General features: G+C 48.1%; 29 protein-coding genes. 16 read left to right on the forward strand and 13 right to left on the reverse strand.

Annotated features, from left to right (window positions below; genetic code table 11):
• Window positions 1-10 precede the first annotated feature (10 nt).
• From D9597_RS16365 to msrB, 3 genes are all read right to left on the reverse strand, one after another.
• Window positions 11-1,087 (reverse strand): zinc-binding dehydrogenase, encoded by a 1,077-nt coding sequence (locus tag D9597_RS16365; RefSeq protein WP_130223461.1) that lies wholly within the window; start codon window positions 1,085-1,087, stop codon window positions 11-13.
• Between the two features lie 360 nt (window positions 1,088-1,447).
• Window positions 1,448-1,720 (reverse strand): YeaC family protein, encoded by a 273-nt coding sequence (locus D9597_RS16370; RefSeq protein ID WP_130223463.1) that lies wholly within the window; start codon window positions 1,718-1,720, stop codon window positions 1,448-1,450.
• A gap of 41 nt (window positions 1,721-1,761) precedes the next feature.
• The gene (gene msrB, locus D9597_RS16375; RefSeq protein ID WP_130218799.1) at window positions 1,762-2,175 is read right to left on the reverse strand and encodes a peptide-methionine (R)-S-oxide reductase MsrB; all 414 of its coding nucleotides are present in this window, start codon (window positions 2,173-2,175) and stop codon (window positions 1,762-1,764) included.
• 341 nt (window positions 2,176-2,516) lie between these two features.
• On the opposite strand from msrB, the gene gapA reads away from it, so the two are divergent.
• Together gapA and D9597_RS16385 are read left to right on the forward strand one after the other, a co-directional pair.
• Complete coding sequence (gene gapA, locus D9597_RS16380) at window positions 2,517-3,512, forward strand: glyceraldehyde-3-phosphate dehydrogenase (protein WP_000153502.1); 996 nt, start codon at window positions 2,517-2,519, stop codon at window positions 3,510-3,512.
• Window positions 3,513-3,595: 83 nt separating this feature from the next.
• Window positions 3,596-4,480 (forward strand): D-hexose-6-phosphate mutarotase, encoded by an 885-nt coding sequence (locus tag D9597_RS16385; RefSeq protein WP_130223465.1) that lies wholly within the window; start codon window positions 3,596-3,598, stop codon window positions 4,478-4,480.
• Between the two features lie 48 nt (window positions 4,481-4,528).
• Here the strand turns inward: D9597_RS16385 and D9597_RS16390 are convergent, their stop codons facing one another.
• Both D9597_RS16390 and mipA read right to left on the reverse strand, forming a co-directional pair.
• Window positions 4,529-5,383, reverse strand: a complete 855-nt coding sequence (locus D9597_RS16390) for an aldo/keto reductase (RefSeq protein WP_130223467.1) — start codon at window positions 5,381-5,383, stop codon at window positions 4,529-4,531.
• Window positions 5,384-5,471: 88 nt separating this feature from the next.
• The gene (gene mipA / locus D9597_RS16395) at window positions 5,472-6,218 is read right to left on the reverse strand and encodes a scaffolding protein MipA (protein WP_130223469.1); all 747 of its coding nucleotides are present in this window, start codon (window positions 6,216-6,218) and stop codon (window positions 5,472-5,474) included.
• A 435-nt stretch (window positions 6,219-6,653) separates the two neighbouring features.
• Here mipA and yeaG point away from each other — a divergent pair, with 435 nt between their 5' ends.
• The 5 genes from yeaG to yeaK all read left to right on the forward strand — a co-directional run bounded on the left by yeaG (window position 6,654) and on the right by yeaK (window position 13,821).
• Window positions 6,654-8,588, forward strand: coding sequence for a protein kinase YeaG (gene yeaG, locus D9597_RS16400; protein ID WP_130223471.1), 1,935 nt, complete (start codon window positions 6,654-6,656; stop codon window positions 8,586-8,588).
• 111 nt (window positions 8,589-8,699) lie between these two features.
• Window positions 8,700-9,983 (forward strand): YeaH/YhbH family protein, encoded by a 1,284-nt coding sequence (locus D9597_RS16405; protein WP_064529212.1) that lies wholly within the window; start codon window positions 8,700-8,702, stop codon window positions 9,981-9,983.
• Between the two features lie 277 nt (window positions 9,984-10,260).
• The gene (locus D9597_RS16410; protein ID WP_130218793.1) at window positions 10,261-11,604 is read left to right on the forward strand and encodes a GGDEF domain-containing protein; all 1,344 of its coding nucleotides are present in this window, start codon (window positions 10,261-10,263) and stop codon (window positions 11,602-11,604) included.
• Between the two features lie 180 nt (window positions 11,605-11,784).
• A complete protein-coding gene (dgcJ, locus tag D9597_RS16415) occupies window positions 11,785-13,275 on the forward strand; it encodes a diguanylate cyclase DgcJ (protein ID WP_130223694.1) in 1,491 nt (496 codons plus the stop codon).
• 42 nt (window positions 13,276-13,317) lie between these two features.
• Complete coding sequence (gene yeaK, locus D9597_RS16420; protein WP_130218791.1) at window positions 13,318-13,821, forward strand: mischarged aminoacyl-tRNA deacylase; 504 nt, start codon at window positions 13,318-13,320, stop codon at window positions 13,819-13,821.
• On the opposite strand, the gene yoaI is transcribed toward yeaK, so the two are convergent.
• Window positions 13,822-13,926 carry a small membrane protein YoaI gene (yoaI, locus tag D9597_RS16425; RefSeq protein WP_130218789.1) on the reverse strand — a complete coding sequence of 35 codons (105 nt, stop codon included), beginning with the start codon at window positions 13,924-13,926 and terminating at the stop codon, window positions 13,822-13,824.
• A 169-nt stretch (window positions 13,927-14,095) separates the two neighbouring features.
• Here yoaI and D9597_RS16430 point away from each other — a divergent pair, with 169 nt between their 5' ends.
• Both D9597_RS16430 and D9597_RS16435 read left to right on the forward strand, forming a co-directional pair.
• Window positions 14,096-14,542 carry a DUF441 domain-containing protein gene (locus D9597_RS16430; protein WP_130223473.1) on the forward strand — a complete coding sequence of 149 codons (447 nt, stop codon included), beginning with the start codon at window positions 14,096-14,098 and terminating at the stop codon, window positions 14,540-14,542.
• An 81-nt stretch (window positions 14,543-14,623) separates the two neighbouring features.
• Window positions 14,624-14,971: a DUF488 domain-containing protein gene (locus D9597_RS16435; RefSeq protein WP_130223475.1), complete on the forward strand. Its 348-nt coding sequence runs from the start codon at window positions 14,624-14,626 to the stop codon at window positions 14,969-14,971.
• A gap of 21 nt (window positions 14,972-14,992) precedes the next feature.
• On the opposite strand, the gene D9597_RS16440 is transcribed toward D9597_RS16435, so the two are convergent.
• Window positions 14,993-15,247 carry a DUF333 domain-containing protein gene (locus D9597_RS16440; RefSeq protein WP_130223477.1) on the reverse strand — a complete coding sequence of 85 codons (255 nt, stop codon included), beginning with the start codon at window positions 15,245-15,247 and terminating at the stop codon, window positions 14,993-14,995.
• Window positions 15,248-15,431: 184 nt separating this feature from the next.
• Between D9597_RS16440 and D9597_RS16445 the strand changes: the two genes are divergently transcribed.
• The 3 genes from D9597_RS16445 to yoaJ are packed head-to-tail and all read left to right on the forward strand — an operon-like array spanning window position 15,432 to window position 16,665.
• Window positions 15,432-16,457: a sensor domain-containing diguanylate cyclase gene (locus D9597_RS16445; protein WP_130208400.1), complete on the forward strand. Its 1,026-nt coding sequence runs from the start codon at window positions 15,432-15,434 to the stop codon at window positions 16,455-16,457.
• A gap of 32 nt (window positions 16,458-16,489) precedes the next feature.
• Window positions 16,490-16,588 (forward strand): YoaK family small membrane protein, encoded by a 99-nt coding sequence (locus D9597_RS16450; RefSeq protein ID WP_001219350.1) that lies wholly within the window; start codon window positions 16,490-16,492, stop codon window positions 16,586-16,588.
• A gap of 2 nt (window positions 16,589-16,590) precedes the next feature.
• Complete coding sequence (gene yoaJ / locus D9597_RS16455) at window positions 16,591-16,665, forward strand: protein YoaJ (protein WP_001386836.1); 75 nt, start codon at window positions 16,591-16,593, stop codon at window positions 16,663-16,665.
• A gap of 59 nt (window positions 16,666-16,724) precedes the next feature.
• Here yoaJ and D9597_RS16460 read toward each other — a convergent pair whose 3' ends face one another.
• From D9597_RS16460 to dmlR, 5 genes are all read right to left on the reverse strand, one after another.
• Window positions 16,725-16,973, reverse strand: a complete 249-nt coding sequence (locus D9597_RS16460; protein WP_130223479.1) for a GlsB/YeaQ/YmgE family stress response membrane protein — start codon at window positions 16,971-16,973, stop codon at window positions 16,725-16,727.
• Window positions 16,974-17,121: 148 nt separating this feature from the next.
• Entirely contained in the window at window positions 17,122-17,304 is a 183-nt protein-coding gene (locus D9597_RS16465) for a DUF1869 domain-containing protein (RefSeq protein WP_064529220.1), read from the reverse strand.
• Window positions 17,305-17,307: 3 nt separating this feature from the next.
• Entirely contained in the window at window positions 17,308-17,658 is a 351-nt protein-coding gene (yeaR, locus tag D9597_RS16470; RefSeq protein WP_240725503.1) for a DUF1971 domain-containing protein YeaR, read from the reverse strand.
• Window positions 17,659-17,839: 181 nt separating this feature from the next.
• Entirely contained in the window at window positions 17,840-18,478 is a 639-nt protein-coding gene (leuE, locus tag D9597_RS16475) for a leucine efflux protein LeuE (protein ID WP_130223481.1), read from the reverse strand.
• A gap of 126 nt (window positions 18,479-18,604) precedes the next feature.
• Window positions 18,605-19,528, reverse strand: a complete 924-nt coding sequence (gene dmlR / locus D9597_RS16480) for a DNA-binding transcriptional regulator DmlR (RefSeq protein WP_130223483.1) — start codon at window positions 19,526-19,528, stop codon at window positions 18,605-18,607.
• Between the two features lie 102 nt (window positions 19,529-19,630).
• On the opposite strand from dmlR, the gene dmlA reads away from it, so the two are divergent.
• The 4 genes from dmlA (at window position 19,631) to yeaX (ending at window position 24,754) form a co-directional block, all read left to right on the forward strand.
• Window positions 19,631-20,716, forward strand: coding sequence for a multifunctional D-malate/3-isopropylmalate/tartarate dehydrogenase (dmlA, locus tag D9597_RS16485; RefSeq protein ID WP_130223485.1), 1,086 nt, complete (start codon window positions 19,631-19,633; stop codon window positions 20,714-20,716).
• A 250-nt stretch (window positions 20,717-20,966) separates the two neighbouring features.
• Window positions 20,967-22,577: a BCCT family transporter YeaV gene (gene yeaV, locus D9597_RS16490; RefSeq protein WP_130223487.1), complete on the forward strand. Its 1,611-nt coding sequence runs from the start codon at window positions 20,967-20,969 to the stop codon at window positions 22,575-22,577.
• A 31-nt stretch (window positions 22,578-22,608) separates the two neighbouring features.
• On the forward strand, window positions 22,609-23,733 hold the full coding sequence (yeaW, locus tag D9597_RS16495) for a carnitine monooxygenase, oxygenase subunit YeaW (protein WP_130208412.1): 1,125 nt from the start codon (window positions 22,609-22,611) through the stop codon (window positions 23,731-23,733).
• A gap of 55 nt (window positions 23,734-23,788) precedes the next feature.
• On the forward strand, window positions 23,789-24,754 hold the full coding sequence (gene yeaX / locus D9597_RS16500; RefSeq protein WP_130223489.1) for a carnitine monooxygenase reductase subunit YeaX: 966 nt from the start codon (window positions 23,789-23,791) through the stop codon (window positions 24,752-24,754).
• 42 nt (window positions 24,755-24,796) lie between these two features.
• Here yeaX and rnd read toward each other — a convergent pair whose 3' ends face one another.
• Window positions 24,797-25,912, reverse strand: a complete 1,116-nt coding sequence (rnd, locus tag D9597_RS16505) for a ribonuclease D (protein WP_130223491.1) — start codon at window positions 25,910-25,912, stop codon at window positions 24,797-24,799.
• Window positions 25,913-25,952: the final 40 nt, after the last annotated feature.

The raw sequence follows: 25,952 nt of genomic DNA on the forward strand, positions 1-25,952 counted from the left end.
AGGAGAGTAGTTATTCATCAAAGTCGTAAGTCATAATCACTTTGATTGCGGTTTTATCGACCATCGCATCAAACCCTTCGCGCCATTGCGAAAGGCCGATACGATGCGTGATCATCGGTTTGACGTTGATAGCGCCGCTGGCTAATAGCCGGATAGCGTTACGCCAGGAGGTGGAGTCATAGGCCATATGCCCAATGATGCTTTTGTTCCATGCGGTAATGTCATTAATCGAGAAATCAAGAGGTTTGAAGCCCATTCCAACGCGTACCACTTCCCCATTCGGGCGCAGCATTTCGATGGCTTGTTTCAGTGCGATATTGGCACCGGAGCATTCAATCACCAGTCCGAGATTGTCTTTGCCACAAATTTGCTGGCAGCGCGCCACCACATCTTCGGTAGAACCATTTACTACTGCCGTCGCCCCCAGTTCTTTTGCAACCGGGAAGCGGACCGCTACATCTTCTTGCAGACCAACGACGACGATATTTACCGCCCCCATAATCCGCGCCATTTGTACAGAGAACAGCCCGAGCGGGCCAGTGCCAATGACAACCACATCCTGACCAGGAAGGAATTTCGATTGCTGCGCGATGGATTTGTAGGCATTACAGATAGGGTCAAGTACGGCTGCGTCCTCATAATCAACACCATCAGGGATTTCCCACAGCGCATGGCGATGAATTTTGAGGATTTCGCCAGGAACCAGACAATATTTGGAAAAGCCACCGCCCCAGGTATTGTTATCCAGACCAAGATTCACTTTTTCTGTACAACACAGAAAATCACCTTGTTCACAGGCAGGACAAACGCCGCAAACATGACCACTGTTATCAGAGACGACGCGCTGCCCCACTTTCCAGTCTTTGACTTTTTCGCCAACCTGCGCAATTCGGCCTGCAAATTCATGGCCACGAATCGAGTTAAACTCATCTGAACCGCTATCAACGTTGTAGTGTTTCATGTCTGCACCACAGATAGCTGCGGCTTTAATTTCAATCACAACATCTTCCGGGCCACAAACGGGCCGTGGGACATCAATCATCTTGTAGCCGCCAAAGGTCTTGCCAAACCGAGCCAGTGCTTTCATTGCGTCATCCTCTGTGTTTTGTTTTGCTTAGATGACCATCATACTTACCCACATGATTTTTGAGGTCAACATTAAATCTTTAAAACACAGATAGTGATCTGCGATTTACAACTTAGATCACAAATACGCAGAAAACCTGAGAATGGGTTACAGATTGATGGAAGGCGGTACGCAAAAGAGGGAAATTCAGCAGTGATCCCTACTTAACGAAAGAAAGGATTCAGGGATGAAAAATTCAGGGGGTTAATACAGACGTGAAGCTCCGGAAAGGTTTAAAGCTACAAACGAAATCGACGAGGGATTGGACAATTAATTTCAGGCAATCCCCTTTATTAATTACCTGTAAAGGGGATAACTCCATCACTTAAACATAGCAATCGGCTTCGCCGTAATACCAAAATCTTCTTTCAGTTGCTGCTTGCTCTTCATCACCATCTGACCGTTGGTGTCGATGGTCATATGCTGCGCGTCGGTATTGTTTTGGGCTTGCCACAGCATGACCAGTTGCAGGCAGTTCTCTTTTTGTTGTTCGGTCAGCGCAACGCCATCTGGCCATTTTCCCAGTTCAACAGCGGTCGATAAACGCTGGTAAACCTCAGGCGTCATGCTGTTGATCATTTCATCAAGATTCATGATTTTTCCGCTCCTGTGGAATAAGTTGCTGAATCGTTTTTTCAACCGTTGATTTCTTCGCCATTTTCACCATCAGTGAAACGTAAAGAGGCTGAGTTAACACAATAACGTTCGCCTGTGGGCTGCGGCCCATCAGGAAAGACATGTCCAAGATGGGCATCACAGTTACCGCAACGAATCTCGATGCGTTGCATTCCATGTGACAAGTCTTTGATATAACGAATTGAATCTTCACTCACCGGTTCGTAGAAGCTCGGCCAGCCACAACCTGAATCATATTTAGACTGGGAGTGAAACAGAGGGGCATCGCAGATCAAACAGTGGTAAACGCCGTCACGCTTATTGTGCAGTAAACGGCCAGTAAATGGCGGCTCCGTCCCGTGATTCTGTGTCACGTAAAACTGCATCTCGGACAATTTGTTTTTCAGTTCGTCTGCCGAAGGTTTGTTAGCCATTTGCTCACATCTCACTTTAATCACGCTCACATTACGCGACCAATTCTAACAAAACATTAACACCAACTGGCAAAAATTTGTCCTAAACTTGATCTCAGCGAAATGGCAGCGCCTGAATCGTGATGAAAATCACATTTTTATCATAATTGCCCTTTAAAATTCCCGGCGCCGCCCTCATGTGGTTTCAGGCACAAAGGAAGAGTGAGGCAAGTCAGTCGCGTAATGCTTAGGCAGAGGATTGATTTGTCGCAATGATTGACACGATTCCGCTTGACGCTGCGTAAGGTTTTTGTAATTTTACAGGCAACCTTTTATTCACTAACAAATAGCTGGTGGAATATATGACTATCAAAGTAGGTATCAACGGTTTTGGCCGTATCGGTCGCATTGTTTTCCGTGCTGCTCAGAAACGTTCTGACATCGAGATCGTTGCAATCAACGACCTGTTAGACGCTGATTACATGGCATACATGCTGAAATATGACTCCACTCACGGCCGTTTCGACGGTACCGTTGAAGTGAAAGACGGTCATCTGATCGTTAACGGTAAAAAAATCCGTGTTACCGCTGAACGTGATCCGGCTAACCTGAAATGGGACGAAGTTGGTGTTGACGTTGTCGCTGAAGCAACTGGTCTGTTCCTGACTGACGAAACTGCTCGTAAACACATCACCGCTGGTGCGAAAAAAGTGGTTATGACTGGTCCGTCTAAAGACAACACTCCGATGTTCGTTAAAGGCGCTAACTTCGACAAATATGCTGGCCAGGACATCGTTTCCAACGCTTCCTGCACCACCAACTGCCTGGCTCCGCTGGCTAAAGTTATCAACGATAACTTCGGCATCATCGAAGGTCTGATGACCACCGTTCACGCTACCACCGCTACTCAGAAAACCGTTGACGGCCCGTCTCACAAAGACTGGCGCGGCGGCCGTGGCGCTTCCCAGAACATCATCCCGTCCTCTACCGGTGCTGCTAAAGCTGTAGGTAAAGTACTGCCAGAACTGAATGGCAAACTGACTGGTATGGCGTTCCGCGTTCCGACCCCGAACGTATCCGTAGTTGACCTGACCGTTCGTCTGGAAAAAGCTGCAACTTACGAGCAGATCAAAGCTGCCGTTAAAGCTGCTGCTGAAGGCGAAATGAAAGGCGTTCTGGGCTACACCGAAGATGACGTAGTATCTACCGATTTCAACGGCGAAGTTTGCACTTCCGTGTTCGATGCTAAAGCTGGTATCGCTCTGAACGACAACTTCGTGAAACTGGTATCCTGGTACGACAACGAAACCGGTTACTCCAACAAAGTTCTGGACCTGATCGCTCACATCTCCAAATAAGTTGAGATGATACTGTGATCTATAAAGAGCGACTTCGGTCGCTCTTTTTTTTACCTGATGAAATGAAGTTAAAGGACTGCGTCATGATTAAGAAAATTTTTGCCCTTCCGGTCATCGAACAAATTACCCCTGTCCTCTCCCGTCGTAAACTGGATGAACTGGACCTTATTGTGGTCGATCATCCCCAGGTAAAAGCCTCTTTTGCATTACAGGGCGCTCATCTTCTCTCGTGGAAACCTGCGGGTGAGGAAGAAGTTCTGTGGTTGAGCAACAATACCCCGTTTAAAAATGGTGTCGCCATTCGCGGTGGCGTACCGGTTTGCTGGCCGTGGTTTGGTCCGGCTGCACAACAAGGTCTGCCTGCGCACGGTTTTGCCCGTAACCTGCCGTGGACGCTGAAATCACATCGTGAAGATGCCGATGGCGTGGCGCTGACTTTCGAATTGACACAAAGCGAAGAGACGAAAAAATTCTGGCCGCACGACTTTACGCTGTTAGCGCATTTCCGCGTGGGTAAAACCTGTGAAATCGATCTTGAATCACATGGCGAATTTGAAACCACCTCTGCCCTGCATACCTACTTTAACGTGGGTGATATTGCTAAGGTAAGCGTCAGCGGACTGGGCGATCGCTTCATTGATAAAGTAAATGACGCAAAAGAAGATGTACTGACCGACGGTATTCAGACCTTCCCTGACCGTACCGATCGCGTGTATCTGAATGCGCAGGATTGCAGTGTGATTAATGACGAGGCGTTGAATCGTATTGTCACCGTAGGCCACCAGCATCATCTGAACGTCGTTGGCTGGAACCCAGGACCGGCGCTTTCAGTCAGCATGGGCGATATGCCGGATGATGGCTACAAGACCTTTGTTTGTGTAGAAACAGCTTACGCCTCAGAAACTCAAAAAGTCACCAAAGAGAAACCTTCACATCTGGCGCAATCCATTCGCGTTGCCAAACGTTAATTTGCGTTAGTCGCTGTGCCGGATGCATGCATCCGGCCTTGCAGCAAATCACACCATATCCAGTGCAGTTTTTCCTTTTGGTGCCGGGTACGCTTTTTCCAGCATCGTCAGTTCTTCTCCTGAAAGCGTCAATTCCAACACTGCCGCATTTTGTTGGACATGTGCGACAGTTGCCGCTTTCGGAATCGCCATCACGCCCTGATGGCTGATCACCCACGCCAGCAAAACTTGCGCGGCAGTGGCATTGTGAGCATGAGCTATTTCGTTGACCACTGCGTTTTTTAGCAAGCCATTACGTAAGCGCCCGGCCTGCGCCAACGGACTGTATGCCATCACTGGCATATGTTGTTGCTGACACCAGGGTAGCAGATCATATTCAATACCGCGCGAACCGAGATGATAAAGCACCTGATTGGTAGCGCACTGATTTCCCCCTGGCACCTGCCAGAGTTCCTGCATGTCGGCATAATCAAGATTAGAAACGCCCCAGCGACGAATTTTGCCCTGGGCGATCAGTTTTTCCATTGCCGCAACAGTCTCTTCAAAAGCGAAGCTGCCAGACCAGTGCAATAAGTAGAGATCGAGATAATCGGTATTGAGACGACGTAAACTGGCTTCGCAAGCGTTAATGGCTTTTTGCCCGCCGGCATTCCACGGATAGACTTTGGAGACGAGGAAAACCTTATCACGCAGGCCGGATAATGCTTCACCAACCACCTTTTCGGCACCGCCATCGGCATACATTTCGGCGGTATCAATGAGAGTTAAACCAAGATCAATGCCCGCACGCAGTGCATCAACTTCGATTTTACGCTGGCTGACCTCTTCGCCCATATACCATGTTCCCTGCCCTATGGCTGGCAGTGAGACATCGCCACTAAATTGAATCGTTTTCTGTTGCATCGCTTCCTCCCAGTTTTGCACCACCGTAATGCAAAACAGGGCATTACGCCCTGTTTTTATGCACAAAATGCCCTGGAAAGATGCATTATCAGAATTTGTAGGTGATCCCGGTAGAAATCAGGCCAGTCCAGGATTTATCCACCATCGGGCTGTCAGTAACTTCGTCAGACAGGCGGGTATAGCGCGCGGAGCCATAAACGTTCCAGTCGCCGAGGAAGTTGTAGCTGGCACTCAGCTCCAGATACGGGCTCCAGCTGTCATTCGGGTTATAGCCACGCAGACCGCTGCGAGCGGACTCTTTACGCGATACGCCATAATAGTATTCGTTCTGGTTTTCGCTGTTCCACTGCACACCGATACCCGGGGTCACAGTCAGGCCGCCATTGGTGTAACGATACAACCAGGCCATATCCCAGACAATGCCGTTGCTGTTATCCAGGGTATCGCCAGCCAGGGTGGTACGCAGGTAACCATACTGGGTAAAGTGAGCGTAAGACAGACCTGCCATCATGGTGCTCTTACGGTCATCCAGGTGACGCATTTGGTGATCGCCACTGTCTTTGGCTTTGAAGTAGAGCGGCGACCAGTAAGCGGTAATTGAGAGTTTATCCGTTGCATCATTCCACAGGTAGTAACCACCACCTAAGCCACGGAACCAGAAGTTATCGCCTTCGTAGTTGATTACTGGTACTGGGTAAACATCGGTATCGTAATCTTTATAAGGGTGTTCAACGACACCTACGCCTGCGCCCAGGGAAAAATTACCTTCAGCGTGTGCTACGCCTGCAGACGTTGCGATAAGCACTCCAAGTGCCAGAAGTTTGAGTTTGGTCACAATTAATTATTCCTTAAACAAATGTTTAGCGGGCGACAAAGTTTACCCGTCAATACAACGAAACCCAAACTTTTTACGTTTTCATTTCAAAAGGTAACTGTTTAATTTTCCTGACGCTGATGACGCAGTGCTTACAGCTGAATGAATTCTGCGTTTCTGGCGGCATTATTCTTTACATTAGTTATGCAATTTTTATGGATGAGTTGTTGATATGCCATTGAAATTCAGAAAGCCGTGCAGGCAAGTTTCTCAATTGCCATCTACGCTTAATTTTGAAGGTGTATCACCGGGCACGTTGTTCTCATGGTCGGCAGGATGGCATGAGAGTTGCTGTGTTTTAGCAAGAGACGTCGTTCAGTTTACCTCTTCCGGGAGCCTCTACTATTCATATGAACGGCTCTTAACCTGTGCTAAAAAACGAAAGGACGGCATACCATGAATATATTCGATCACTATCACCAGCGATATGAAGCTGCCAAGGACGAAGAGTTCACACTGCAGGAGTTTCTTACCATTTGTCGGCAAGATCGCAGTGCTTATGCCAACGCGGCAGAGCGGCTATTGATGGCTATTGGTGAGCCTGTCATGGTCGATACAGCCCAGGAGCCCAGACTTTCTCGACTCTTTTCTAACCGGGTCATCGCACGTTATCCGGCATTTGAAGAGTTTTACGGCATGGAAGACGCGATTGAACAGATTGTCTCTTATCTGAAACACGCGGCTCAGGGGCTGGAAGAGAAGAAACAAATCCTGTATCTGCTGGGGCCTGTGGGTGGGGGTAAGTCGTCACTTGCTGAACGACTGAAATCATTAATGCAACGCGTGCCTATTTACGTATTGAGCGCCAACGGTGAGCGAAGCCCGGTTAACGATCATCCGTTCTGCCTGTTCAATCCACAGGAAGATGCGCAGATCCTTGAAAAAGAGTACGGCATTCCACGCCGCTACCTTGGCACCATTATGTCGCCGTGGGCGGCAAAACGTCTGCATGAATTTGGTGGCGACATCACTAAATTCCGCGTGGTCAAAGTGTGGCCGTCTATTCTGCAACAGATTGCCATTGCCAAAACGGAACCGGGCGATGAGAACAACCAGGATATTTCCGCGCTGGTGGGGAAAGTGGATATTCGTAAACTCGAACACCACGCCCAGAACGATCCGGATGCCTACGGCTATTCCGGGGCGCTGTGCCGCGCCAACCAGGGGATCATGGAATTTGTTGAGATGTTCAAAGCACCGATTAAAGTGCTGCATCCCCTGTTAACCGCCACTCAGGAAGGTAACTACAACGGGACGGAAGGTATCTCCGCCCTGCCGTTCAACGGGATTATTCTCGCCCACTCGAACGAATCTGAATGGGTGACTTTCCGTAATAATAAAAACAACGAAGCCTTCCTCGACCGTGTCTATATCGTGAAGGTGCCGTATTGCTTGCGTATTTCCGAAGAGATCAAAATCTACGAGAAATTACTTAATCATAGTGAATTGACTCACGCGCCATGCGCGCCAGGCACGCTGGAAACATTGTCACGTTTTTCCATTCTTTCGCGCCTGAAAGAGCCAGAAAACTCCAGTATTTATTCGAAGATGCGCGTTTATGATGGCGAAAGCCTGAAAGATACCGACCCGAAAGCCAAGTCATATCAGGAATATCGTGATTACGCGGGCGTCGATGAAGGGATGAACGGTCTGTCTACGCGTTTCGCGTTTAAGATCCTCTCCCGCGTGTTCAACTTCGATCACGTGGAAGTTGCGGCTAACCCGGTTCATCTGTTCTACGTTCTTGAACAGCAGATTGAACGCGAGCAGTTCCCGCAAGAGCAGGCCGAACGCTATCTGGAGTTCCTGAAAGGTTATCTGATCCCGAAATATGCCGAGTTTATCGGCAAAGAGATCCAGACGGCCTACCTTGAATCCTATTCTGAATATGGGCAGAACATTTTCGACCGTTATGTCACTTATGCGGATTTCTGGATTCAGGATCAGGAGTATCGCGACCCGGATACTGGTCAATTGTTTGATCGCGAGTCGCTGAACGCCGAGCTGGAGAAAATAGAAAAACCGGCGGGGATTAGCAATCCGAAAGATTTCCGTAACGAGATCGTCAACTTTGTACTGCGTGCCAGAGCGAATAACAGCGGACGCAATCCGAACTGGACCAGTTACGAAAAACTGCGCACGGTCATTGAGAAGAAAATGTTCTCCAATACCGAAGAGTTGTTGCCGGTCATTTCGTTTAACGCCAAAACCTCAACCGACGAGCAGAAGAAACACGACGATTTTGTCGACCGTATGATGGAAAAAGGCTACACCCGTAAACAGGTACGTTTACTGTGCGAATGGTATTTGCGCGTACGTAAATCGTCTTAACAACAACGGCCCGGTGCGCATGCGCCGGGCCTACAACGACAGCGAACCGTGGGCCAGACAGGCGGCAACACAGGCGTAGCATACAGTTGGCAAATGCAGTACGGGGGGCATATGACCTGGTTTATTGACCGGCGTCTGAACGGCAAAAATAAAAGCATGGTGAATCGCCAGCGTTTTTTACGCCGTTATAAAGCGCAAATTAAACAGTCGATCTCCGAGGCCATTAATAAGCGTTCGGTGACCGATGTCGACAGCGGCGAGTCTGTTTCCATTCCAACGGAAGATATCAGCGAACCAATGTTTCATCAGGGGCGTGGCGGCTTGCGCCATCGCGTTCATCCGGGCAACGACCATTTCGTACAGAACGACCGTATTGAGCGGCCTCAAGGCGGCGGCGGTGGTTCTGGTAGCGGTCAGGGCCAGGCCAGCCAGGATGGTGAAGGTCAGGATGAATTCGTCTTTCAGATTTCGAAAGATGAGTATCTCGATCTGCTGTTTGAAGATTTGGCTTTACCAAATCTGAAACAAAACCAGCAACGCCAGTTGACCGAATTTAAAACGCATCGCGCGGGTTATACCGCTAACGGCGTTCCGGCCAATATTAGCGTGGTACGCTCATTGCAAAATTCGCTGGCGCGACGTACCGCGATGACCGCGGGCAAGCGGCGGGAACTGCACGCGCTGGAAGAAGATTTAGCGATAATCAGCAATACTGAACCTGCGCAACTGCTGGAAGAGGAACGCTTACGCAAAGAAATTGCCGAACTGCGAGCTAAAATTGAACGTGTTCCTTTCATCGACACTTTCGATTTACGCTACAAAAATTATGAGAAACGGCCCGATCCCTCCAGCCAGGCAGTAATGTTCTGCCTGATGGACGTTTCTGGCTCGATGGATCAATCCACCAAAGATATGGCCAAACGTTTTTACATTCTTCTGTATCTGTTCCTGAGCAGAACATACAAGAACGTAGAAGTCGTTTACATTCGCCATCATACCCAGGCGAAAGAAGTTGATGAACATGAGTTTTTCTACTCACAGGAAACGGGCGGCACCATTGTTTCCAGCGCGCTGAAACTGATGGATGATGTGGTAAAAGAGCGTTATAACCCGGCGCAGTGGAATATCTATGCTGCACAAGCATCGGACGGCGACAACTGGGCTGATGATTCTCCGCTGTGCCATGAGATTCTGGCGAAGAAATTACTGCCAGTTGTTCGTTATTACAGCTATATCGAAATTACTCGTCGTGCTCATCAGACATTGTGGCGAGAATATGAGCATCTGCAATCTACTTTCGAAAACTTTGCGATGCAGCATATCCGCGATCAGGATGATATTTATCCAGTATTCCGTGAACTGTTTCATAAGCAAAACGCAACTGCTAAAGACTAGTACCATCAGCCAGGTCATTATTACCTGGCTGATTTTTAGCTTACTGTAAATTATTTAATTTATTATATACGTTAGCTTACAATTGCTTTAAATATAACAGCGCAACCTTTACACAATTTAGTTCCAGAAAACAATCATTCGGAAAAATGATTTGATTAACACGTATTTTCCCGGGGTTATTCTTTAATTATTTTTTAGCAATAACGAAAATTGATCATGATCAAAACCACATATCTCGACCATCAATAAAATCAGCACTCACACTGCTCTCCTTTTTATGATTTCTATGTGTACACAAAAGCTAAAAGCACAAAGCTTTTTTATTTTCAGTTTGCTACTGACATTGATTTTATTTTGTATCACCACCTTATATAACGAAAACACCAATGTAAAACTCATCCCGCAGATGAATTACCTGATGGTTGTTGTGGCTTTGTTTTTCCTTAACGCCGTCATTTTTCTATTCATGCTAATGAAATATTTCACTAACCGTGAAATTTTTCCAACACTCATTTTAAGCCTTGCTTTTTTAAGTGGTATTTTCTATTTAACTGAAACCATTGTCATTATTCATAAACCTATCAGTGACAGCACACTTATTCAGGCTAAATCAAATGATGTTTCCATATTATATCTGTTTCGCCAGCTAAGTTTCATTTGCTTAACAGCGTTAGCTCTCTTCTGTTATGACAGAAACAGTATTCTAACGAACAACAAGAAAAAAACCTGCATCCTGTTGTTGGCGCTGATACCTTTCATGTTGTTTCCCTTACTGGCACACAACCTGAGCAGTTATAATCCTGACTATTCCTTATACGTCGTAGATTACTGTCCGGATAGCCATTCTGCGAGCTGGGGAATTAACTACACAAAAATTTTGGTTTGTCTGTGGGCATGTTTACTGTTCTTTATTATCATGCGCACACGATTAACCAGCGAACTTTGGCCGTCAATAGCGTTATTATGTCTGGCATCGCTCTGCTGTAACTTACTTCTGCTGACTCTGGATGAATATAACTACACCATCTGGTACATCAGTCGTGGTATTGAAGTTTCCAGCAAACTGTTTGTTGTTGCTTTTCTGATTTATAACATTTTTCAGGAACTGCAACTCTCCAGCAAACTGGCGGTTCATGATGTGTTGACCAATATTTATAATCGCCGTTACTTTTTCAACAGCGTAGAGTCATTATTGTCGCAACCTGTTGTGAAGGATTTTTGTATCATGCTGGTAGATATTAACCAGTTCAAACGCATCAATGACCAATGGGGGCATCATGTGGGTGATAAAGTGCTGGTTTCAATTGTCGATATTATCCAGCAAAGTATCCGCCCCGATGACATTTTAGCCCGTCTTGAGGGGGAAGTATTTGGCCTGCTATTTACCGAACTCAATGCTGCCCAGGCAAAAATTATTGCTGAACGTGTGCGTAAAAATGTCGAACTCCTGACCGGCTTTAGTAACAGGTATGCTGTTCCTGAACCAATGACTATCAGCATTGGCAGTGTTTTTTCCACCGGAGATACGCACAATCTTTCACTTGTCATGACAGAAGCAGATAAAGCCTTACGTGAGGCGAAAAGCGAGGGAGGCAACAAAGTGATTATTCATCGTCTTTGAGTGCAAAAATATTCACAGCCATGCTTTTTGCGTGGCTTTTGCATACAATTAATATCTAATACCACTAAATTTCTCCTCCCCAACGGCACAGAGATGAGTATAATTAGCGCCCCTGTGCCAGGCCGCAATCGAACTTTAACTGGTTTTCTCATTTCACTAACCGAAGGAGTGCCATTTATCATGAAATTGCACCATAGAATGCTCCGGCATTTTATCGCCGCAAGTGTCATTGTGCTGACATCTTCCTTCCTTATTTTTGAACTTGTCGCCAGCGACAGAGCGATGAGCGCCTACTTGCGCTATATCGTCCAGAAAGCGGATTCCTCCTTTCTCTATGATAAGTATCAAAATCAGAGTATTGCCGCACATGTCATGCGCGCACTTGCTGCTGAGCAGTCAGAGGTGTCGCCAGAACAGCGACGTGCTATCTGCGAGGCTTTTGAATCGGCCAATAATACTCATGGATTAAATCTGACGGCCCATACTTATTCTGGCTTGCGCGGGACATTACAGAGCGCATCCGATGACTGTGACACAATTGTGGAAGCAGCGGCGCTATTACCCGCATTTGATCAAGCGGTGGAAGGTAATCGCCATCAAGATGATTATGGTTCCGGTCTTGGTATGGCCGAAGAGAAATTTCACTATTATCTCGATCTCAATGACCGCTATGTCTATTTTTATGAGCCGGTCAATGTTGAATACTTCGCCATGAATAACTGGTCGTTTTTGCAATCAGGAAGCATTGGCATTAACCGTAAAGATATTGAAAAGGTGTTTACTGGTCGCACCGTGTTATCGAGCATTTACCAGGATCAGCGTACCAAACAGAATGTGATGAGCTTGCTGACGCCGGTTTATCTTGCGGGTGAACTTAAAGGGATTGTGCTGCTGGATATCAATAAAAACAATCTGCGGAATATCTTTTACACTCATGACCGCCCTCTCCTCTGGCGTTTTCTCAATGTTACGCTTACCGATGTAGATTCGGGCCGAGACATTATTATCAACCAGAGTGAAGACAATCTGTTTCAGTATGTCAGTTATGTCCATGACTTACCTGGCGGAATTCGCGTCACATTATCCATTGATATTCTTTACTTTATTACTTCTTCATGGAAAAGCGTTGTCTTCTGGCTGCTGACGGCATTGATATTACTGAATATGGTACGCATGCACTTCCGCTTGTACCAAAATGTGACTCGCGAAAATATTAGCGATGCAATGACTGGATTGTATAACCGCAAAATATTGACTCCTGAGTTGCAGCAACGCTTGCAACGCCTGGTTCAGGCAGGTTCTGCAGTCATGTTCATTGCTATTGACATGGACAAGTTAAAACAAATTAACGACACACTGGGTCATCAGGAAGGTGATTTAGCGATTACTTTATTAGCACAGGCGATTAAACAGTCGATTCGTAAAAGTGATTATGCTATCCGTCTCGGCGGTGATGAATTTTGCATCATCCTGGTCGATTCGACGCCACAAATTGCTGCGCAATTGCCTGAACGTATTGAAAAACGCCTACAACACATCGCGCCGCAGAAAGAGATCGGCTTCTCTTCCGGTATTTACGCGATGAAAGAAACCGATACGATCCATGATGCTTATAAAGCTTCCGATGAACGTCTGTATGTCAATAAACAGAACAAAAACAGCAGTTCATGATAATCTTCTGTGGTTGTTTCGTTATAAATCCAGGAGCGTGAAATGACTGAAGTGGCTAAAGGAAGCGTGACGCATCAGCGCTTAATCGCTTTATTATCACAAGAAGGCGCTAACTTCCGCATCGTCACCCACGAAGCAGTGGGCAAATGTGAAGCGGTGTCAGAAATTCGCGGCACCGCTTTGGGCCAGGGCGCCAAGGCGCTGGTGTGTAAAGTCAAAGGTAATGGCGTTAATCAACATGTATTAGCGATACTTCCTGCCGATCAACAGGCCGATCTGAGCCAACTCGCCAGTCACATTGGCGGGTTACGCGCCTCGCTTGCCAGCCCGGCAGAGGTCGATGAACTCACGGGCTGCGTTTTTGGCGCTATCCCACCTTTCAGCTTTCACCCCAAACTCAAACTGGTCGCCGACCCACTACTCTTCGAGCGATTCGATGAAATTGCCTTCAATGCGGGCATGCTGGATAAATCAGTTATTCTTAACACCGCAGATTATTTACGTATTGCGCAACCAGAGCTGGTCCATTTTCGCCGTACTGTATAACTAGCTGGTCCGTTCAAGTAGCAAAACTGACAGTACCAGCACAACTGCAATGGCAAAAAACGATGACGTGATAATCAGTGTCTCAATGAACATTTGATCGTTCATGGTTTTACCCCTGGAGATAACTGTTTTCACGTTATTGTTAGCGTACGTAAATGGCAGTTTGATGACAATTCTCCCTATTTTTTATGCAAAAAGGGTAATTAATGTCTGATTCCTGCCCTCAGCAAGCGTAAAGTACAGGGGGTAATTATTTTTTGGCAAGGAAACCACGATGTTTGATGTCACTTTGTTAATCCTCCTCGGATTAGCTGCGCTGGGCTTCATCAGCCACAACACCACTGTCGCCGTTTCAATTCTGGTGTTGATCATTGTCCGCGTCACACCGTTGAGCACCTTTTTCCCCTGGATTGAAAAACAAGGGTTGAGCATCGGGATAATTATTCTCACCATCGGTGTTATGGCCCCAATCGCCAGCGGGACGCTGCCCCCGTCAACACTTGTTCACTCGTTTCTGAACTGGAAATCATTAGTCGCGATTGCCGTAGGCGTCATTGTTTCCTGGCTTGGCGGACGCGGCGTCACGTTAATGGGTAGTCAACCACAACTGGTCGCCGGATTACTGATGGGTACGGTTTTAGGCGTAGCGCTTTTTCGCGGTGTGCCCGTCGGCCCGCTTATTGCTGCTGGCCTGGTTTCGCTGATTATTGGTAAGCAGTAATTGTTGCCGTAGCCGCCATAAGCATAAAAACAAAGTGCTATAGTGGCGTGGCAATGTTGCGTGAAAGGGAGAACAAACACGATGAATATTCAGTGTAAACGCGTCTATGATGCGGCTGAACAAGGCGATGGTTATCGCGTACTGGTCGATCGTCTCTGGCCGCGTGGTATCAAGAAAACAGATTTAGCACTTGATGAATGGGACAAAACCATCACGCCTTCAACAGAACTACGCAAAGCCTTTCACAGCGAAGTGATCGATTTTGAAACCTTTCGCGAACAATATCTTGCAGAACTGGCGCAGCATGAGCAAGAAGGGAAACGACTGGCGGATATTGCCCGCCAGCAGACACTAACCCTACTCTATTCGGCAAAAAATACCACGCAAAACCATGCACTGGTGCTGGCCGATTGGCTACGCAGTTTGTGATTCCAGCCCGGCATCCGGTTGTTATTTTCTATCAGCCGGATGATCCCTCCGCCATAATGCCCATTCATCAATCGTTTCACCGCCCGGTAGTTTGCAATTGTTGCTGACCCCTTGCGCTGTTTGTACCGGAATGAGCGCACCTCCCTTTTGCTGGCAGTAGACCGATGCAGGATTAGCCATTCCAACATGTGGCGGTTTAGGCGCATCGGGTTGAGAGGCGGTTGAACACCCCGCCAGGACTAGCAGGCAAGGCAGAGCAAAACGGATAATTTTCATATAGTGATCTCACTCGTTTATCTACTCTTTAGAGTATCGCGGTATCGTTATGTTTTGCAGCACTATTTCTTTTACATTCATTCAAAATATATTACGTCTGGTTTCATCTTTGTTGATGATGTTTTATCATGCCTGCAAAGATTAAATATTCAGCATTTTGCCTACCACCACCTGGAGTTCTTTCGTGTCAGATCAGATCATTGCCCGCGTCTCGCAGTCACTTGCCTCGGAACAGTCTCTGGAAAGTCTGGTCCGGCAACTTCTGGAGATGCTAGAAATGGTTACCGACATGGAGTCGACGTATCTGACAAAAGTGGATATTGACGCGCGCCTGCAACACATTTTGTATGCCCGTAATAGCCAGAAAATGCACATCCCGGAGAATTTTACCGTTTCCTGGGATCACTCATTGTGCAAACGCGCAATTGATGAGAACTGTTTTTTCAGCGATGAAGTCCCTGACCGTTGGGGCGACTGCATTGCGGCACGCAATCTTGGGATCACGACATTTCTGAGCACGCCGATTCACTTACCGGATGGCTCATTCTACGGCACGCTTTGCGCCGCCAGCAGCGAGAAACGCCCGTGGAGCGAACGCGCGGAGCAAGTTTTGCAGTTATTCGCCGGGCTTATTACACAATACATCCAAAAAGAGGCGCTGGTTGAGCAATTGCGTGAAGCTAATGCGGCGTTGATTGCGCAATCCTATACTGACTCTTTGACGGGACTGCCGAATCGAAGGGCAATTTTTGATAATCTGACGACACTTTTTTCTCTCGCGCGGCATCTGAAGCGTAAAGCAATTATTGCCTTTATCGATCTGGATAACTTCAAATTAATCAATGACCGTTTTGGTCATAATAGCGGCGATCTGTTTCTTATTCAGGTTGGCCAGCGCCTTAACACACTACATCAGAATAGCGAGATTATTGGTCGTCTCGGCGGTGATGAATTTTTGGTCGCATCGCTGGCCGATGAAAATGCCGATATCCCGTCATTGCGTGAGCGTATTCAGCAGCAAATACGCGGTGAATATCACTTAGGTGATGTTGACTTGTTTTATCCTGGCGCCAGCCTCGGCATTATTGAAGTGGATCCTGAAACAACTGATGCCGACAGCGCCCTGCATGCCGCCGATATTGCAATGTACCAGGAGAAAAAACACAAAGAGAAAAAGCCTTTTGTCGCGCATTCAGCTCTGGATTCCTGAGGCGTATTCACATCCTTTTGATTGGTGATAACATGCGAATCGGTATTATTTTCCCTGTCGTAATCTTTATTACGGCAGTCGTATTTTTAGCGTGGTTTTTTATTGGCGGCTATGCTGCCCCAGGAGCATAAAGATGAAAAAAACAACGATTATTATGATGGGTGTTGCGATTATTGTCGTCCTCGGTACCGAGCTAGGGTGGTGGTAACACTGCACCTGTAAAAATAGCAAAGGCTGCGAAAAAGCAGCCTTTGTTTTATTTCAGCGTTAGCTTTTGACTTTTCTGTAGATAAACAGCACGACAAGCGCACCGATCACCGCAACCACGAAGCTGCTAAAGTTGAAGCCATCGACTTTACCAAAACCAAACAGTGTACTGATCCATCCGCCGACCACGGCGCCGACAATCCCCAACAGGATAGTCATGAAGAATCCACCACCATCTTTACCTGGCATAATCCACTTAGCCAGAATACCAGCAATAAGCCCAAAAATAATCCATGACAGAATGCCCATTTTATCCTTCCTTATCTGTTTTGTATTAGCGAGTTGGTCGCTAATAAAAAGCATAGCACAACATCAAAGAAGTAAAAATTGTGATGAGCATCACGCATATTTTTTTTGCGATGGCGCATAAAATGGCGAATTTTTCTATCAGGTAAAATTACCAGCCACAAACATCATGTTCGTTTTCTGTGTCATAAGAGCGCACCGTGTTAACAAGATCTTTTAACACTTCCGCCGCAACTTCTGGCACCAGCAATGTCATCGGTGTCTCTGTTTCATAATCAACAGAGACACCATTACTGTTATTGGTGACGGTTACGGTATACGTTGCTTTGCCCATAATTCATCTCCCGGTATGAATGACTTTCCGTTGTTTTGCGCCTTCCATCAGGACTTCAGGGGCAACGAAGAAGTCGATGTTGAAATAAGTATCGTCAGTCATGGCTTCAATGTTGTGCCATTTTTCCGGCGGGAACACCGCAAATTGCCCTGCTTCGATAAGGATCACCTGATCAGGTTCTGTGCTGTGTTCATCAGCATAGCCGAGATATTTGACCGCCCCATGCATAACTGACAATCGAGGGTAAACCCCGGGACGAGTTCCTTTATCAAGATGACGTTCGAATATTCCGGCAGGTGCGGTTTGTTTATTCCAGAAAGGTGTTGAGCGTGTATGAATGTAATTCTGTGGGATTTGTAGCATCCTTCTCCCTCCTTCGGTAAATGCGCTGAAAACCGTTTACTCCAGCCGTTTCAGGGTACGCCTGATAATTTGCATTTTAAATACCATTTATTGGTTACTTTTTAGCACCGTGTCAACGTCCAGTCGCGGTAGCGTTCAGGAGGGAAGCCCGCGGGATCGCGGGCGGAAAGCATTAAGATTGCAGCGTCGCCAGTCGAGCGGCAAAACCGACAAACATCAAACCAATCAGAGAGTTGCCTAGTTTTGCCAGTTTCTTTTTAGTGCGAATGTACTGCGTGACAAAGGCGCCGGAAATAATCAGGAAGCTCAAATAACAGAAGCTAACTATCTCAAGTGTCATCGCCAGAATAAAGAACGAAATACCCGTATGTGGCGCATTAACGTCGATAAATTGCACGAAAAATGACACGTAGAATAAAATAGCTTTCGGGTTGGTCAGGCTCAATATTAAGGCGCGCTTGAAAATAGCGCCATATTGCGGTTCATCCGATTTGGCCTCGCTATTGTTGCCCTTCAGGGTGACGTAAAGAATTTTACCCCCAAGATAGAGCAAATAAAACGCGCCAAGATAACGTACGATGTTGAATAATATCGGTGTGGTCTTAATCAACGTTGCCACACCTGCCCACGCCAGAAACATTAATACCGCATCACCAATAAATACGCCGCAGGCTGCAAGATAACCACCTTTCACTCCACTGCTGACGCTATTTTTAAGCACAAACAAAGTATTCGGCCCAGGCACCAGCACGATAAAAATGGCCCCAACCAGATAGGTCCAGTAATTCAGAACCCCATATTCAGCGAACACGTTAACCTCTTTAATTTTCTTTGGGAAATGCGCGATTAAAGGTGAATATGCTAACCAATCTGTAGTGGCTTAGAAAGGAGAAAATCAGGTTTTAACCTGATAATAACCCGATAATTGAATCATTAATCAGGCGTGATCCAGTGAAAAATTCGGGTAGTGCTCGGCAAAATACTGGCGTAAAAACTCTACCGTTATCCGCACCTTCGCTGATGTTGCCAGCCTGGATACATACACCGCCCAGACATTCGCGGGCTGATAATACTCCGGTAGTACCTGCACCAAATGGCCACTGGCAATATTTTCGCTGACATCCCACCAGGAGCGCAGCGCAATACCCTGACCATCGAGACACCATTGATGCACTATTTCACCATGATTAGACGCTAGCGGGCCAGTGACTTTAATGGCGTGGTTTCCTTCTTTATTGCGCAATTGCCAGACGCCAAAAGGATGATCGCGCTCTTTTATAACCAGACAAGGTAACGCTGAAAGGTCCGTGAAATGTTTCGGCGCACCATGTTGTGCAATAAATTCCGGCGACGCGCAGAGGATACGGTAATTGGTCGCCAGTTTGCGGGCGATTAAGTTAGGTGCAATGTCATCACCAATACGAATATCGAGATCGACGCCTTCATTGACCAGGTCGACCAGTCTGTCTTCCACGTCAAAGCGTAATTCCAGTTGCGGATAAGCCTTTGCCAGCGCCGATAATGCCGGAGCTACAACTCGCCGTCCAAACCCAAAACTACTGATAACACGCAACATCCCTTGTGGCACGAGGCGCACGTCGGAGAGTTCATCCATCATCTGCCCGACATCCTGCAATATGCGCTGCGCCCACTCATAAATCCGCTCACCTTCTTCGGTGATCGTCACGCGACGAGTGGTGCGGTGTAATAACACCACGTTCAGCGTTTGTTCCAGTAAGGCGATACGCTTGCTAACGAAAGCCGGAGAAACACCCATTTCTTCTGCTACAGCAGCAAAACCAGCCCGGCGAGCCACCAGCATAAAGACGCGCAAATCGTTCAGCAGCGGTAAATTATTCATGATTCGTGTTTTATGTTTCACCAGTTGCGGGGATTAATTCCTTTTCAGTCAATTATAGGATGAGGGTATTGTCAATTTTGATGGTCAGGAAGTGAGAACCCAATGATGAAAACGTTTCGGATCGCTGCAATACCCGGGGATGGAATCGGCAAAGAAGTCCTTCCTGAAGGGATTCGTGTGTTACAGGCTGCCGCTGAACGCTGGGGCTTTGCCTTAAGCTTTGAGCAGATGGAGTGGGCAAGTTGCGAATATTACAGCCATCACGGCAAAATGATGCCGGACGACTGGCATGAACAACTCAGCAGTTTCGACGCTATCTACTTTGGTGCCGTCGGCTGGCCGGATACCGTTCCGGACCATATTTCGTTATGGGGATCGCTGCTGAAATTTCGCCGTGAATTTGACCAATACGTTAACCTGCGTCCGGTCCGCCTCTTTCCTGGCGTACCTTGCCCACTGGCGGGGAAACAGCCTGGCGATATCGATTTTTACGTAGTGCGCGAGAACACGGAAGGCGAATACTCGTCTCTGGGTGGACGGCTAAACGAAGGAACGGAGCATGAGGTTGTCATCCAGGAATCGGTATTTACCCGCCGTGGCGTCGACCGTATTTTGCGTTATGCCTTTGAACTTGCACAAAGCCGCCCACGTAAGACGCTAACTTCTGCCACTAAATCGAACGGTTTAGCCATCAGCATGCCGTACTGGGACGAACGCGTGGAAGCAATGGCAGAAAATTACCCGGCGATCCGCTGGGACAAGCAGCATATTGATATTCTCTGCGCGCGCTTTGTGATGCTACCAGAACGTTTTGACGTGGTGGTGGCATCCAATTTGTTTGGCGATATCCTTTCCGACCTTGGCCCGGCCTGCACCGGCACCATCGGCATTGCCCCATCCGCCAACCTGAATCCGGAACGTACTTTCCCGTCGCTCTTCGAGCCTGTCCACGGTTCCGCGCCGGATATCTACGGGAAAAATATTGCTAACCCTATCGCCACGATTTGGGCCGGTGCAATGATGCTCGATTTCCTCGGCAATGGCGATGAGCGTTTCCAGCAAGCGCATAACGGTATTCTGGCAGCGATTGAAGAAGTGATTGCTCACGGGCCGAAAACACCCGATATGAAAGGCAATGCCACCACGCCACAGGTTGCCGACGCGATTTGCAAAATTATTTTGCGTTAAGGTCAAACCAGTTTATTTGAACCGCGTCACTGACGCGGTTTTTTTATTCATTCTCTTCAGTAAATAACCTGCGTCATTTCACCTTTTATTGTTTCCGTTTCGTGTTTTATGGCTTTCCGTATTCTTAATTGTTTAATTTATGTAACATGCAAATAATCAATTTGTTAAACACAACATGCAATTCATTACCCTGCACATAATTACAACTGGCAAAAGCCAGAGACGGGCTTTTATGCCCAGGAGATGACTCATGATGAGCAATGTTAAGAAAAAAGATGTGCCGCTGATAAGCATCAGTCTGGTGGCCATTCTTTTCATCGCAGCTGCATTAAGCCTTTTCCCACAACAATCGGCCGACGCGGCCAACGCAATATTCACATTTGTCACGCGTACGTTAGGTTCCGCCGTACAGGTATTGGTTTTGCTGGCAATGGGACTGGTGATTTATTTAGCCACCAGTAAATACGGCAATATTCGTCTTGGCGAAGGAAAACCGGAATACAGCACGCTCTCCTGGCTGTTTATGTTTATTTGTGCCGGTTTAGGTTCTTCTACGCTTTATTGGGGGGTTGCTGAGTGGGCCTATTATTATCAAACGCCTGGTTTAAATATCGCGCCGCGTTCACAACAGGCACTCGAATTTAGCGTTCCCTACTCCTTCTTCCATTGGGGCATCAGCGCCTGGGCAACTTATACGCTGGCCTCATTAATCATGGCTTACCACTTTCATGTACGGAAAAATAAAGGGCTGAGCCTTTCCGGCATTACTGCTGCTATTACCGGCGTTCGCCCGCAAGGTCCGTGGGGAAAACTGGTCGATTTGATGTTCCTGATCGCCACTGTCGGCGCACTGACCATTTCCCTGGTCGTCACCGCCGCAACCTTTACCCGTGGGCTTTCCGCGCTGACCGGTTTACCGGATAACTTCACCGTGCAGGCATTTGTGATCCTGCTTTCCGGCGGCATTTTTTGCCTTAGCTCGTGGATTGGTATCAACAACGGTTTGCAACGTCTGAGCAAAATGGTTGGCTGGGGCGCCTTCCTGCTGCCATTGCTGGTTCTGATTGTCGGCCCAACCGAATTTATTACCAACAGCATCATCAATGCCATCGGCCTGACCACGCAAAACTTCCTGCAAATGAGCTTATTTACCGATCCGCTTGGCGATGGTTCATTTACCCGCAACTGGACCGTTTTCTACTGGCTGTGGTGGATCTCATACACGCCCGGTGTGGCAATGTTTGTCACCCGCGTTTCGCGCGGTCGTAAGATTAAAGAAGTTATCTGGGGCTTGATCCTCGGCAGCACCGTCGGTTGCTGGTTCTTCTTCGGTGTAATGGAAAGCTATGCCATTCATCAGTTTATCAATGGCGTAATCAACGTCCCACAGGTGCTGGAAACACTGGGCGGTGAAACTGCCGTTCAACAAGTTCTGATGTCGTTGCCAGCCGGTAAATTGTTCCTCGCCGCATACCTGGGCGTGATGATTATTTTCCTTGCCTCGCATATGGATGCGGTGGCCTACACCATGGCGGCGACCAGTACGCGAAATCTCCAGGAAGGTGACGATCCTGACCGTGGGCTGCGTCTTTTCTGGTGCGTGGTGATCACACTGATCCCGCTTTCAATTCTGTTCACCGGCGCGTCGCTGGAAACAATGAAAACCACCGTCGTGCTCACAGCCCTTCCCTTCCTCGTCATTTTACTGGTGAAAGTCGGCGGATTTCTTCGCTGGCTGAAACAGGATTACGCCGACATTCCGGCTCATCAAGTTGAACATTATCTCCCGCAGACACCGGTAGAAGCATCGGAAAAAGATCCGCTGATCCCGGCAGGAACGGTATTCAAAGGCGACAACTGAACGCCATCATCCTAACGATAAAGGTATCCCTATGAGCAATCTGAGCCCTGACTTTGTACTACCCGAAAATTTTTGCGCTAACCCGCAGGAGGCGTGGACCATTCCTGCCCGTTTTTATACCGATCAGAGCGCCTTTGAACACGAAAAAGAAAACGTCTTCGCCAAAAGCTGGATTTGCGTCGCTCACAGTAGCGAACTGGCGAATGCGAATGATTACGTGACGCGTGAGATCATTGGCGAAAGCATTGTTCTGGTACGCGGTCGTGATAAGGTTTTGCGCGCGTTCTATAACGTGTGTCCGCACCGTGGTCATCAGTTGTTGAGCGGTGAAGGAAAAGCAAAAAATGTGATTACCTGTCCGTATCACGCATGGGCATTCAAACTCGATGGCAACCTGGCCCACGCACGTAACTGTGAAAACGTCGCTAATTTCGACAGCGACAAAGCGCAACTGGTCCCGGTGCGTCTGGAAGAATATGCCGGATTCGTCTTCATCAACATGGACCCCAACGCCACCAGCGTTGAAGATCAGTTACCCGGTCTGGGAGCGAAAGTGCTGGAAGCCTGCCCGGAAGTCCACGACCTGAAACTGGCGGCCCGCTTTACCACCCGCACGCCTGCCAACTGGAAGAACATTGTCGATAACTATCTCGAGTGCTATCACTGTGGTCCGGCGCATCCAGGTTTCTCCGACTCCGTTCAGGTTGATCGTTACTGGCACACCATGCACGGTAACTGGACGCTGCAATACGGTTTCGCCAAACCGTCCGAACAGTCGTTTAAATTTGAAGAGGGTACGGATGCGGCATTCCACGGTTTCTGGCTGTGGCCGTGCACGATGCTGAACGTCACGCCGATCAAAGGGATGATGACAGTCATTTATGAATTCCCGGTGGATTCTGAAACTACCCTGCAAAACTACGATATTTACTTCACCAATGAAGAGTTGACCGACGAGCAAAAATCGCTGATTGAGTGGTATCGCGATGTATTCCGTCCGGAGGATTTACGTCTGGTTGAAAGCGTACAGAAAGGGCTGAAATCGCGTGGCTATCGTGGTCAGGGGCGCATCATGGCCGACAGTAGCGGTAGCGGAATTTCCGAACACGGTATCGCCCATTTCCATAATCTGCTGGCGCAGGTGTTTAAGGACTAATGACATCGGCGGCGGTATTTTCCGCCGCCGGGCTGATTTTTGATGGAGTACAGCAATGTCAGACTATCAAATGTTTGAAGTACAGGTAAGCCAGGTTGAACCGCTTACCGAACAGGTGAAACGCTTCACGCTGGTGACAACCGATGGCAAACCGCTGCCTGCGTTCAACGGTGGAAGTCACGTCATTGTGCAGATGAGCGATGGTGATAACCAGTACAGCAATGCGTATTCACTACTGAGTTCGCCGCTCGATACAACTCATTATCAGATTGCCGTTCGACTGGAAGAAAACTCGCGCGGCGGTTCACGCTTTTTACATCAGCAGGTAAAAGTGGGCGATCGGTTAACCATTTCAACGCCTAATAACCTGTTTGCGCTAATTCCCTCGGCCAGAAAGCATCTGTTCATCGCGGGCGGTATTGGTATCACCCCTTTCCTGTCGCACATGGCAGAGTTACAACACAGCGACGTCGACTGGCAGCTACATTACTGCTCGCGAAATCCAGAAAGTTGCGCATTTCGTGATGAGCTAGTCCAACATCCGCAGGCTGAGAAAATCCATTTGCATCACTCATCGACCGGAACGCGGCTTGAATTAGCGCGATTATTGGCGGATATCGAACCTGGCACACACGTTTATACCTGTGGCCCCGAGGCGCTAAATGAAGCGGTAAGAAGTGAAGCTGCCCGTCTGGACATCGCCGCCGATACGCTGCACTTTGAGCAGTTTGCTATTGAAGACAAAACCGGCGATGCGTTTACACTGGTACTCGCGCGTTCCGGTAAAGAGTTTGTGGTGCCGGAAGAGATGACTATTTTGCAGGTTATTGAAAATAATAAAGCAGCGAAAGTGGAATGTTTATGTCGTGAAGGGGTATGTGGGACCTGCGAAACGGCGATTCTTGAAGGTGAAGCTGACCATCGGGACCAGTATTTTAGCGATGAAGAACGCGCCAGCCAGCAAAGTATGTTGATCTGTTGTTCACGCGCGAAGGGTAAACGCCTGGTGTTAGATTTGTAGTTTGTCTGAAGCCGGACGCACCCTGTCCGGCTCAGGAAGGTTTTACTGCGGATATTCCTGCAATAAATTGTGCAATGCTTCTGCCATCAGCTCACCGCGCCAGCCGGAAATCAGCTCGGGCAAATTGTTCTGCGGTTTCAGTTTCCAGTGCCAGTTCAGCAGTTGGTTGATTTGCCGACGCGATGCCAGCAACTCGGCGCTGATCTTGTGCGTTTCGCTCACGTCAGTGATCAGCGACTTAATCGCTTTAAACGCCTTGCGATAACCGGGCATGTCCATCAGGTTTGACATTGGCTGCGGTAACGCCTCTTCCGGCAATGCCTGCGCTTTTTCCACCAACGCCAGCAGCGTTTTACCGTGGAAGCGGATTTCGCTACCGGATAAACCCAGGCTGTCCAGCTCGCCCAGACTCCCCGGCATATAACGCGCAACCGACCACAAATGCTCTTCACGCACGACAAAGTTCACCGCCAGATCGCGCTCCCGCGCCTTACGCAGGCGCCAGTCGGCTAACAGTTGCAGACAGGCCAGTTGGCGTGTACGTAATTGCCAGGCATTGGTGATATCACGCCATGCATCTTCCGGCGCAACGACTTCCTGACGACGCATTTGCATCAGGCGGCACTCATCCAGCGCCGCAGGTAACCAGCCAGAGGCTTCCGTTTCTACCATTAGCTTTGCGGTGATCGGTAACAAATACCAGACGTCCGCTGCCGCGTATTCGCATTGACGTTCGGTTAGCGGTCTTGCCACCCAGTCGGTGCGCGATTCACTCTTGTCGAGCGTAACGCCGGTGTACTCTTCCACCATGGAAGCAAATCCCCACGACATCGGGCGTCCGCAGAAAGCAGCGAGGATTTGCGTGTCAATCAGGGGTTGTGGTAATTCGCCAAAGACATTGAGGAACACTTCCAGATCCTCACTGCCCGCATGGAGAAATTTGGTAATGGACGGATCACGCAGGATCGCTTTCAGCGGTGACCAGTCGGTGATCCCGAGCGGATCGATTAGCGCCAGATGCTCGCCATCGAAAAGTTGAATCAACCCCAGCTGCGGGTAATAAGTGCGCGTACGAACAAATTCAGTATCCAGGGCTATCGCCGGAAAGGCACGGACGGCTTCACACAAAGAAGCCAGCGCATCGTCCGTGGTAATCATTTGGTAATTCAAATTGTATTCTCTTTAGTGGGCGTCAAAA

The sequence above is a fragment of the Escherichia sp. E13S3 genome (genome assembly GCF_004212325.1).
Lineage (GTDB): Bacteria > Pseudomonadota > Gammaproteobacteria > Enterobacterales > Enterobacteriaceae > Escherichia.

Coding starts and splice junctions, on each gene's coding strand:
- D9597_RS16390 (WP_130223467.1), bottom strand. CDS start 5,383: ATGCAACAGAAAACGATTCAATTTAGTGGCGATGTCTCACTGCCAGCC.
- gapA (WP_000153502.1), top strand. CDS start 2,517: ATGACTATCAAAGTAGGTATCAACGGTTTTGGCCGTATCGGTCGCATT.
- dgcJ (WP_130223694.1), top strand. CDS start 11,785: ATGAAATTGCACCATAGAATGCTCCGGCATTTTATCGCCGCAAGTGTC.
- yeaX (WP_130223489.1), top strand. CDS start 23,789: ATGTCAGACTATCAAATGTTTGAAGTACAGGTAAGCCAGGTTGAACCG.
- yeaV (WP_130223487.1), top strand. CDS start 20,967: ATGATGAGCAATGTTAAGAAAAAAGATGTGCCGCTGATAAGCATCAGT.
- rnd (WP_130223491.1), bottom strand. CDS start 25,912: ATGATTACCACGGACGATGCGCTGGCTTCTTTGTGTGAAGCCGTCCGT.
- D9597_RS16370 (WP_130223463.1), bottom strand. CDS start 1,720: ATGAATCTTGATGAAATGATCAACAGCATGACGCCTGAGGTTTACCAG.
- yeaK (WP_130218791.1), top strand. CDS start 13,318: ATGACTGAAGTGGCTAAAGGAAGCGTGACGCATCAGCGCTTAATCGCT.
- yoaI (WP_130218789.1), bottom strand. CDS start 13,926: ATGAACGATCAAATGTTCATTGAGACACTGATTATCACGTCATCGTTT.
- yeaW (WP_130208412.1), top strand. CDS start 22,609: ATGAGCAATCTGAGCCCTGACTTTGTACTACCCGAAAATTTTTGCGCT.
- D9597_RS16410 (WP_130218793.1), top strand. CDS start 10,261: ATGATTTCTATGTGTACACAAAAGCTAAAAGCACAAAGCTTTTTTATT.
- D9597_RS16460 (WP_130223479.1), bottom strand. CDS start 16,973: ATGGGCATTCTGTCATGGATTATTTTTGGGCTTATTGCTGGTATTCTG.
- D9597_RS16435 (WP_130223475.1), top strand. CDS start 14,624: ATGAATATTCAGTGTAAACGCGTCTATGATGCGGCTGAACAAGGCGAT.
- D9597_RS16440 (WP_130223477.1), bottom strand. CDS start 15,247: ATGAAAATTATCCGTTTTGCTCTGCCTTGCCTGCTAGTCCTGGCGGGG.
- yeaG (WP_130223471.1), top strand. CDS start 6,654: ATGAATATATTCGATCACTATCACCAGCGATATGAAGCTGCCAAGGAC.
- dmlA (WP_130223485.1), top strand. CDS start 19,631: ATGATGAAAACGTTTCGGATCGCTGCAATACCCGGGGATGGAATCGGC.
- D9597_RS16405 (WP_064529212.1), top strand. CDS start 8,700: ATGACCTGGTTTATTGACCGGCGTCTGAACGGCAAAAATAAAAGCATG.
- msrB (WP_130218799.1), bottom strand. CDS start 2,175: ATGGCTAACAAACCTTCGGCAGACGAACTGAAAAACAAATTGTCCGAG.
- D9597_RS16450 (WP_001219350.1), top strand. CDS start 16,490: ATGCGAATCGGTATTATTTTCCCTGTCGTAATCTTTATTACGGCAGTC.
- dmlR (WP_130223483.1), bottom strand. CDS start 19,528: ATGAATAATTTACCGCTGCTGAACGATTTGCGCGTCTTTATGCTGGTG.
- D9597_RS16385 (WP_130223465.1), top strand. CDS start 3,596: ATGATTAAGAAAATTTTTGCCCTTCCGGTCATCGAACAAATTACCCCT.
- D9597_RS16430 (WP_130223473.1), top strand. CDS start 14,096: ATGTTTGATGTCACTTTGTTAATCCTCCTCGGATTAGCTGCGCTGGGC.
- D9597_RS16465 (WP_064529220.1), bottom strand. CDS start 17,304: ATGGGCAAAGCAACGTATACCGTAACCGTCACCAATAACAGTAATGGT.
- D9597_RS16365 (WP_130223461.1), bottom strand. CDS start 1,087: ATGAAAGCACTGGCTCGGTTTGGCAAGACCTTTGGCGGCTACAAGATG.